At 60.7% G+C, this 7,469-nt stretch carries 6 protein-coding genes; 2 read left to right on the forward strand and 4 right to left on the reverse strand.

Translation table 11 applies throughout. The features are described from left to right. Window positions 1–61: 61 nt before the first annotated feature. From ACF8MI_RS03955 to ACF8MI_RS03970, 4 genes are all read right to left on the reverse strand, one after another. The gene (locus ACF8MI_RS03955) at window positions 62–2,527 is read right to left on the reverse strand and encodes a TonB-dependent siderophore receptor (RefSeq protein WP_200929444.1); all 2,466 of its coding nucleotides are present in this window, start codon (window positions 2,525–2,527) and stop codon (window positions 62–64) included. A 114-nt stretch (window positions 2,528–2,641) separates the two neighbouring features. Continuing rightward, entirely contained in the window at window positions 2,642–3,598 is a 957-nt protein-coding gene (locus tag ACF8MI_RS03960) for a FecR domain-containing protein (protein ID WP_060501549.1), read from the reverse strand. Window positions 3,599–3,602: 4 nt separating this feature from the next. After that, window positions 3,603–4,106 carry a sigma-70 family RNA polymerase sigma factor gene (locus ACF8MI_RS03965; protein WP_060501552.1) on the reverse strand — a complete coding sequence of 168 codons (504 nt, stop codon included), beginning with the start codon at window positions 4,104–4,106 and terminating at the stop codon, window positions 3,603–3,605. A gap of 111 nt (window positions 4,107–4,217) precedes the next feature. Further along, window positions 4,218–4,907: a GntR family transcriptional regulator gene (locus ACF8MI_RS03970; protein ID WP_060501554.1), complete on the reverse strand. Its 690-nt coding sequence runs from the start codon at window positions 4,905–4,907 to the stop codon at window positions 4,218–4,220. 205 nt (window positions 4,908–5,112) lie between these two features. On the opposite strand from ACF8MI_RS03970, the gene lapG reads away from it, so the two are divergent. Continuing rightward, the gene (gene lapG, locus ACF8MI_RS03975; protein WP_177337141.1) at window positions 5,113–5,874 is read left to right on the forward strand and encodes a cysteine protease LapG; all 762 of its coding nucleotides are present in this window, start codon (window positions 5,113–5,115) and stop codon (window positions 5,872–5,874) included. A gap of 10 nt (window positions 5,875–5,884) precedes the next feature. Continuing rightward, window positions 5,885–7,469 (forward strand): LapD/MoxY N-terminal periplasmic domain-containing protein (locus ACF8MI_RS03980; RefSeq protein ID WP_392517372.1); only part of this gene is annotated, 1,585 nt, incomplete at its 3' end.

The following is a 7,469-nucleotide window of genomic DNA, read 5'->3' on the forward strand; positions in this document are numbered from 1 at the left end:
ACCCAAAGCCCCTGTCTGCGCTGCAGACAGGGGCTTTGTCTTTTCCGGGTACCAATAACCGTTAGAACTGATAGCTGACCGTGGCGCTGACGTTGCGCTCTTCACCCATGTAGCAGTAGTTCAGGCTGGCACAGGAAGTGATGTAGCTTTCGTTGGTAAGGTTGTTGGCGTTAAGGCGCACATCCACGCCCTTGAGCCCCACCTTGCCCAAGTCGTAGCCGATCGAGGCGTCGAACAAGGTGTAGGAAGGCACCTTCATGCTGTTTTCCGCATCCACCCAGCTGTACCCCACATGCCGCACGCCACCGCCTAACCGCAGGCCATCCAGGGCCCCCTGGTGGATGTTGTAGTCGGCCCACAGCGAGAACATCTGCTTCGGCGCCTGGGTTGGCGAATTGCCTTTGTTGTCCAGGTTGCCCGACACCAGGCTCGGCATCGCCTTGGCGTACTCGATGTCGGTAAAGGTATAGCCACTCAACAGCTTCAAGCTGTCGGTCAGTTGCACATGCGCCTCCAGCTCCAGCCCCTGGGAACGTACTTTACCTACAGGGCGATAGAAGTCTTCGTCAGGCTGCTTGGACGCCAGGTTCTCTTGCTCGATACGGAATACCGATGCGGTAAACAAGTTGTCGCTGCCTGGTGGCTGGTACTTGATGCCAGCCTCCCATTGCGTGCCCTCCGTCGGTGCCAGCGGACGGCCTTCCTGGTCGGACACGGTGTTGGGGTTGAACGACTCCGAGTAGCTGACATAGGGTGCAATGCCGTTCTCGAACAGGTAGAGCACCCCGGCCCGGGTAGTCATTTTGGAGCGCTGATCGCTGACCTTGGTATCGCTGTCGCGATTCTCTTCAGACACCTTCACCCAGTCCTGGCGCAGCCCCAAAGAAAAGCGCCACTGGTCCAGCTCTACCAAGTCCTGCAGGTACACGCCAGTTTGCTGCAAACGCCGCAGGTAGCGGTTCTCACCCAGTACCTGAAGGTTGCCATCGCCATACTGCGGGTTCCCGGCATCCAACGGGTCGACGGTGCCATAACGCCAAGTGACGTCAGCCTTGCGCCGCTGGTAGTCGGTGCCCAGTAGCAGGGTGTGTTTGGCAGCACCCGTGAAGAATTCCGCCTGCAGCATGTTGTCGATGATGTACGAATGCAGGCGCTCGTCGCCGCCGGTGTAGGCACGGTTGAGAATGTTGCTGTCGGCGTCCGCCCAACCGGCCGAATACACCTGGTCCATGGATACGTCGGAATCCTGGTAGCGGAAGTTCTGCCGTGCGGTGAACACATCGTTGAAACGGTGCTCGAACTGGTAGCTGAAGGACTGCTGTGTGCGCTCGTAGTTGTCGATGCCCGGCTCACCCTCGAAGAAGTGGTCTGACAGGCGCAAGCCGTTGCGCTTGTGCAGCATGCCGTCTGCAGGGTTGCCGCCGTGGTAACCACCGTTAGGGTCGTGCTGCAGATACGCTTGCAGCGTGAGCGACATGTCTTCGGTGAAGTCGATGCTGATCGCCGGTGCAATGGCGTAGCGTTCTTCCTTGCTGTGGTCGAACTGTGTGTCGGAAGCATCCGCCAGGCCTGTCAGTCGATAAGCGATACGCTTGTCATCGTCCACAGGGCCGCTGAAATCAAAACCCGTCCCCCGCTGGCCCTGGGTACCAACCGTGGCCTGAACCTGATGGTAGGGAGTAAACAGTGGCTTCTTGGTGGTCAGGGCTACCAGGCCACCCGGTGAGCTTCGCCCGTACAGTACCGAAGATGGCCCCTTGAGAATGTCGATGCGCTCAAGGAAGTACGGGTCCACCTGCATGGTGCTGTAGGTGCCGTTGTCGCCCATGGACTTGAGCCCATCGACATAGATGTTATCCACAGAGCCGTCGTTGAAGCCGCGCATGGCCACGTAGTCGTAACGGTGGGTCGCACCGTAAGGGTTAGTCAGTACCCCTGGCGTGTAACGCATGGCCTGGGCAACGGTCTGCGAGCCTTGATCATCCATCTGTTGGCGGGTAACCACCGACACCGATTGGGAAGTCTCGACCAACGGCATGCTGGTCTTGGTCGCCACCTGGCTGTGGGTGGCGTTGTAGCCCTCCATGCTGCCCAGTGCATTGCCAAGGGTGAAACTACGGATATCAGTGTCGGGCAATGACAGTGCGGCGTCCTGGCGCTGTGCCTGCAGCACATAGCTACGTCCGTCCTGGCTGACGGCCTCCAGGCCGCTGCCATTGAGCAGTTGGCGCAGCGCCTGATCGTTAGCGTATTGCCCCTGTAGGCCGTTGGACTGCAGGCCATCGGTAAGCTCAGGCGTACCCGACAGGGTAATGCCGGCCTGGCGAGCGAACTGATTGAGTACCTCAGCAAGCTGGCCGGCCGGGATTGCGTAGTGATGACTCACCTGGGCCGTTTCAGCTGCTACGGAAAGCTGCGAAGCGGTTGCCAGGCCCAAGGCGGTCCCAAACAGGGCAGCCCGGATGGATTGGCGTAAGCGTACAGATTGCAGGGCAGGTCGAAGATCATTTGGTTGGAACGTGTGCATTAACACCGGGTTGATAGACATGAAGGGTCCGTTGAAGGGTTGAGGACAGAAGGGGTCGCTTACTGTCCTAGCCGGACCGGGATTCAAAACCCGCCAGAAATCGATAAGGCCTTATCAGGCCAGGCGCTCTACGCGTACCCACCAGCGTGTACGTTGACGAAGCTTTACGGGCAGCGTCTGCGGCAGCAACTGCAGCAGTTGCTCCGGGTCTTCGAGACGGAACACCCCCGACAGGCGTAGATCAGCAACCTCCTCGCTGCAGCCCAGATAACCATGACGATAACGGCTGACCTGCGCGAGGAAGTCGGCCAAGCGCATGTCCTGGGTCACGATCAGCCCTTCGGCCCATGCCATCGCATCCATGTCCATGTGTGCGAGCCGGTGCGCGCCTTGAGCATCCAGGCGCCAGTTCTGGCCGCTTTCGATCCACAGCAGCTGGCCATTGCCAGGTCGATGAATCGCGACTTTGCCGTGGCTGACGCTGACGCGCGTACAGTCGCTGTCCTGGTAGGCCACAAAGCGCCCTTCGAAGCCTTCTAGCAGCGCGTCACGTGTTTGTACCCGCAAGGAATGCCGAGAGCCGCAGGTGATCATCAGCTCCCCGTGCTTCAGGTAGACCAGACGCTGTTGGTCACTGAGGGCCAGGTCCACTGCACTGTGGGTATTGAGTTGCATCAGTGAGCCATCGGGCAGCGTGAAAGCGCGTCGCTCGCCCGTGCCGGTGGCATAGTCCGAGGCCCATGCACTGACGGCATCGATGTCTTTGGCCAGCCATGTTGCCGACCCCGCCATAACAACGCCGCCAAGCAGCTTCAGCGCCTGCCGCCTGTGCAGGCGTTGCTGGCTGGTTTCCAGGGTTTGCAACGCCAGCCCGGCACCGGGTATGGCACGCAAGTCGAGGTCTTGATACAGGTGTGCAAGCCGTTGCCAGGCTTGCTCGTGTTCGAGCCGAGCATTGCGCCATTGTGCGCATTCTGATTGTAGAGCCGGGTCATGCCCGCTTTCACGAAGCCGTAGCATCCACTGGATGGCCTGCTTGACCACTTTTGCATCAGGGCGTGCGGCGGCCATCGCTTCAGCACTCGGCTTCGTAGCGCAGCACGTAGCAGTGGTAGAGCGCGTCGGCTATGTAGCGTTCTACCGTGCGGACGGAGATTCCCATCTGTTCGGCGATGGCCTGGTGCTTCAGCCCCTCGCATTGGGCCAGCAGGAAGGCGCGTCGTACCTTGGGTTTGAGGCCGTCGAGCATGCGTGCAATGCGCTCAAGCAACTCCAGCAGCAGCTCGCGGGTTTCTGCAGAGGGGGCCTGCGCTTCCGGTACATGGGCCAGCGCCTCCAGGTAGGCCCTGTGCAGCTCCTCGCGGCGCCAGTGATCGATTACCAGCCCGCGCGCTACTGTGCGCAAGAAGGCCCTGGGAGCATTCAGCTGCAACTGCTCACGGCGCTGCAGCAGGCGTACGAAGGTGTCCTGGGCCAGGTCTGCGGCATCGGCGGCGTTGCCGAGCTTGCCGCGCAACCAGGTGTGCAACCAGCCATGGTGGTCACTATAGAGCGTTTGCACGCAGTCGTTGCTGGGCATGGAGGAGGGCGCCGGCATCAATGGACATGAATGATAATTAGTCTCATTGTTGGCGGGGCAGGATCAATTTGCAACCCATCAGCTCGCGTCGCCCCTGAAGCCGGCGACGGATTAGCGCCCCAACTGCGTATCCAGGTAATTACGGATTACCCGCGCGCCATTATTGAGGTGCTGTTCCAGCACTGTTACCGCCTCATCCACCAGCTTGTCACTGGCCGCATCCACCAGTGCGTTGTGATCATCCTGGGTGAGCTTGCCCAAGCCCATGGACGAAAGATGAAAACGCAGGAAGCGTTCCTCTTCGTTCAGTTCGTTCTCGATCAGGCGCAGCAGTTTTTTATTTGGCGCCTTGTTGTACAGCGACATGTGGAACAGGCGGTTCAGGCGGCCGATTTCGGCATGGCGGGTTTCGTTTTCCAGCAGTTGGATATACCCACGGGCGCTGGCGATGTCGCTGGCATCCAGCAGCGGGATGGACTGGCGCAGTGCCTCGCTCTCAAGCAGTACACGAAGGGCATAGGTGTCCACCGCATCTTCGCCGATCAACGGCGCAACCACTGCACCTTTGTGCATTTCCACTTTCAGCAGCGATTGTGCTTCCAGCTGGCGCAGGGCCTCGCGCACGGGCATGCGGCTGACGCCGAACAAGGTGGCGAGTTCTTGCTGGCGCACGGCAGTACCTGGCGGCAAGCGCCCATCGAGAATGGCGCTACGCAGGCGTTCTTCGATCACGCCACGGGCCTGGTGCGGCAACAGCTGCTCGCTGGCCAGCACATTGCTCAATTTGATTTTCTCGGCCACGCGACGTCTGCCTCAACGATGACTAAAGTTGGATCCAATGACACTAGTTACAGCCCATGGGAATTGTCAAACCTGCACCTGTAATGGAACGGGCGCCCCAAAAGCGCGGCTATGGTGGATGAAGTCGCCTGCCAAAGGAAGCGACCTATAGAAGGTTATAAACAGAAAGTGTAGGCGGGCTGACAAGCGGGTGCATGATTGCAGCGTGCCATTGTCTTTTGTTGTGGCAGGGCCCACCATCGCTGCTTTCGACTGGTCTGAACAGGGCTTCGCAGTGGCGATATCCTGGGTGCTCAAAACCGTTGTGCGATGTGTCGGCTTTGCCGCGCTGCTGGGCAGTCTGCTGCTGGGCGGCTTGCACGCGGATTGGGATTTTTCCCAGATCAGCCGCAAGTCGCAGGCCCTGTATGGCCCCTTGGGGGCCGGGAAGGGGCGCATCGATGCCTGGCAGAACCTGATGGCTACCCAGAAGCAGGGTAGCGAGCTTGAGCGGTTGCAAGTGGTCAACCGCTTCTTCAACCAGCAATTGCGCTATGTCGAAGACATCGACCTCTGGCATGAGGTCGATTACTGGGCCACACCGGTGCAGGCCTTGATCAAGGGCGCCGGGGACTGCGAAGACTACGCCATCGCCAAATATTTCAGCCTGCGGCGCATGGGCATCCCCAGCGAAAAACTGCGCATCACCTACGTAAAGGCGTTGCGGCAGAACCGGGCACATATGGTGCTGACCTATTATTCAAGCCCACAGGCCCAGCCTTTGGTGCTCGATAGCCTGATGGACGCCATCAAGCCGGCCAGCCAGCGTACTGACCTGTTGCCGGTATACGCGTTCAATGGCGAGGGCTTGTGGCTGACGGGGGCTGCGGGCAACAAGAAGGTCGGCGATACCAAGCGGCTGTCACGCTGGCAGGATTTGCTGAAAAAAATGCAGGCCGAAGGGTTCCCGGCCGAGCCTGTTTACTGAAGGAGCACAGATGTCACTGTTCAAACAATTGCTGTTGGCCATTTGCCTGTTCCTGGTGGTCGCCTTCAGTGGCAGTTTCATGGTCAGCCTGGAAAGCTCGCGCAGCCAGTACGTCAACCAGCTGCGCTCGCATGCCCAGGATGCTGCGACCGCACTGGCGCTGTCACTGACGCCTAATATCGACGACCCGGCGATGGTCGAGCTGATGGTCAGTTCGATCTTCGACAGTGGTTACTACTCCAGCATCAAGGTCGTCGACCTGGGTTCCAATGCCGTGCTGGTGGAGCGCCACGCCGAGCCGGACCCTGGCGGTGTACCGCGCTGGTTCGTGCACCTGATCGGCCTGGAGGCTGCCGGCGGGGACGCCATCGTCAGCCGTGGCTGGCAGCAGGCCGCGCGCGTTGAAGTGATCAGCCACCCGATGTTCGCCATTGCCAAGCTCTGGCAAAGCGCCCTGGGCAGCCTGGGCTGGTTGCTGCTGTGCGGTGCCGCCAGTGCCGTGCTCGGCGCCTTGCTGCTGCGCCGCCAGTTGCGGCCGCTGGACTACATGGTCGAGCAATCCCACGCCATTGCCCGTCGCGAATTCCTAAGCCTGCCCGAGTTGCCGCGTACGCCGGAGTTGCGTCGCGTGGTGCAGGCAATGAACCAGATGGTCGAGAAGCTCAAGGCCTTGTTCACCGAGCAGGCCGAGCGCAGCGAGCGGCTGCGTGCCGAGTCGTACCAGGACAGTTTGACCGGCTTGTCCAACCGCCGCTATTTCGAGATGCAACTGAACACCCGGGTGAGCAACCTGGAAGAAGCGCGCGCGGGTTACCTGCTGTTGCTGCGCGTTCAAGGCCTGGCGGGTTTGAACGCCCGACTGGGTGGCCAGCGCACCGACCAGTTGCTGCAAGCTGTGGGTGAGCAGTTGCGCCGTACCTGTGCCAGTTTCCCGGAAACCAACGACCTGATTTCCCGCAGCCGTGGCGGCGAGTTTGCTGTGCTGGCGCCGGGCATGGTGCATGAGGAAGCGGTACACCTTGCCCAGGCGCTGGAAGCGACGCTGCAGAGCCTGCACGAGACCGGCGCCAGTGATATCGACCCGGTTGCCTGCATCGGCCTTGCGCCTTTCAGCCCCGGTGATGCACCACAGGCGTTGCTCAAGCTTGCCGACGAAGCCCTGGCCCGTGCCGAAAACCAGCCGACGCCAGGCTGGGTGTGCCTTGAACAAGGCGTGGCTGCCGTTGCGGCGGACAGCCAGCACGACTGGCATGAGCGGCTTGACCAAGCCTTTATCAATGGGCATTTCGAACTGTTTTTCCAGCCCGTGGTGGACGCCGGCACGGCACAACGGGTTCTGCACCACAAAGTGATTTCGCGCTTGAAGGATGGCCAGGGCGAGGCGTTGCCCGCGGGCCGCTTCCTGCCCTGGCTGGAACGCTTTGGCTGGATGCCACGGCTGGATGTGCTGGTGCTGGAGAAAGTACTGGCGCACTTGCGTGGGCATGACCAGGTGCTGGCGCTGAACCTGTCGGCCGCCACGCTGGCCGACCCCACGGCCCTGCAGCGCGTCTTCGAGCTGCTGGGCCAGAACACGGCCATGGGGCCTCGGCTGG

Origin of the sequence: Pseudomonas sp. yb_9 (assembly GCF_043103635.1) — a bacterium.
Taxonomy (GTDB): domain Bacteria; phylum Pseudomonadota; class Gammaproteobacteria; order Pseudomonadales; family Pseudomonadaceae; genus Aquipseudomonas; species Aquipseudomonas monteilii.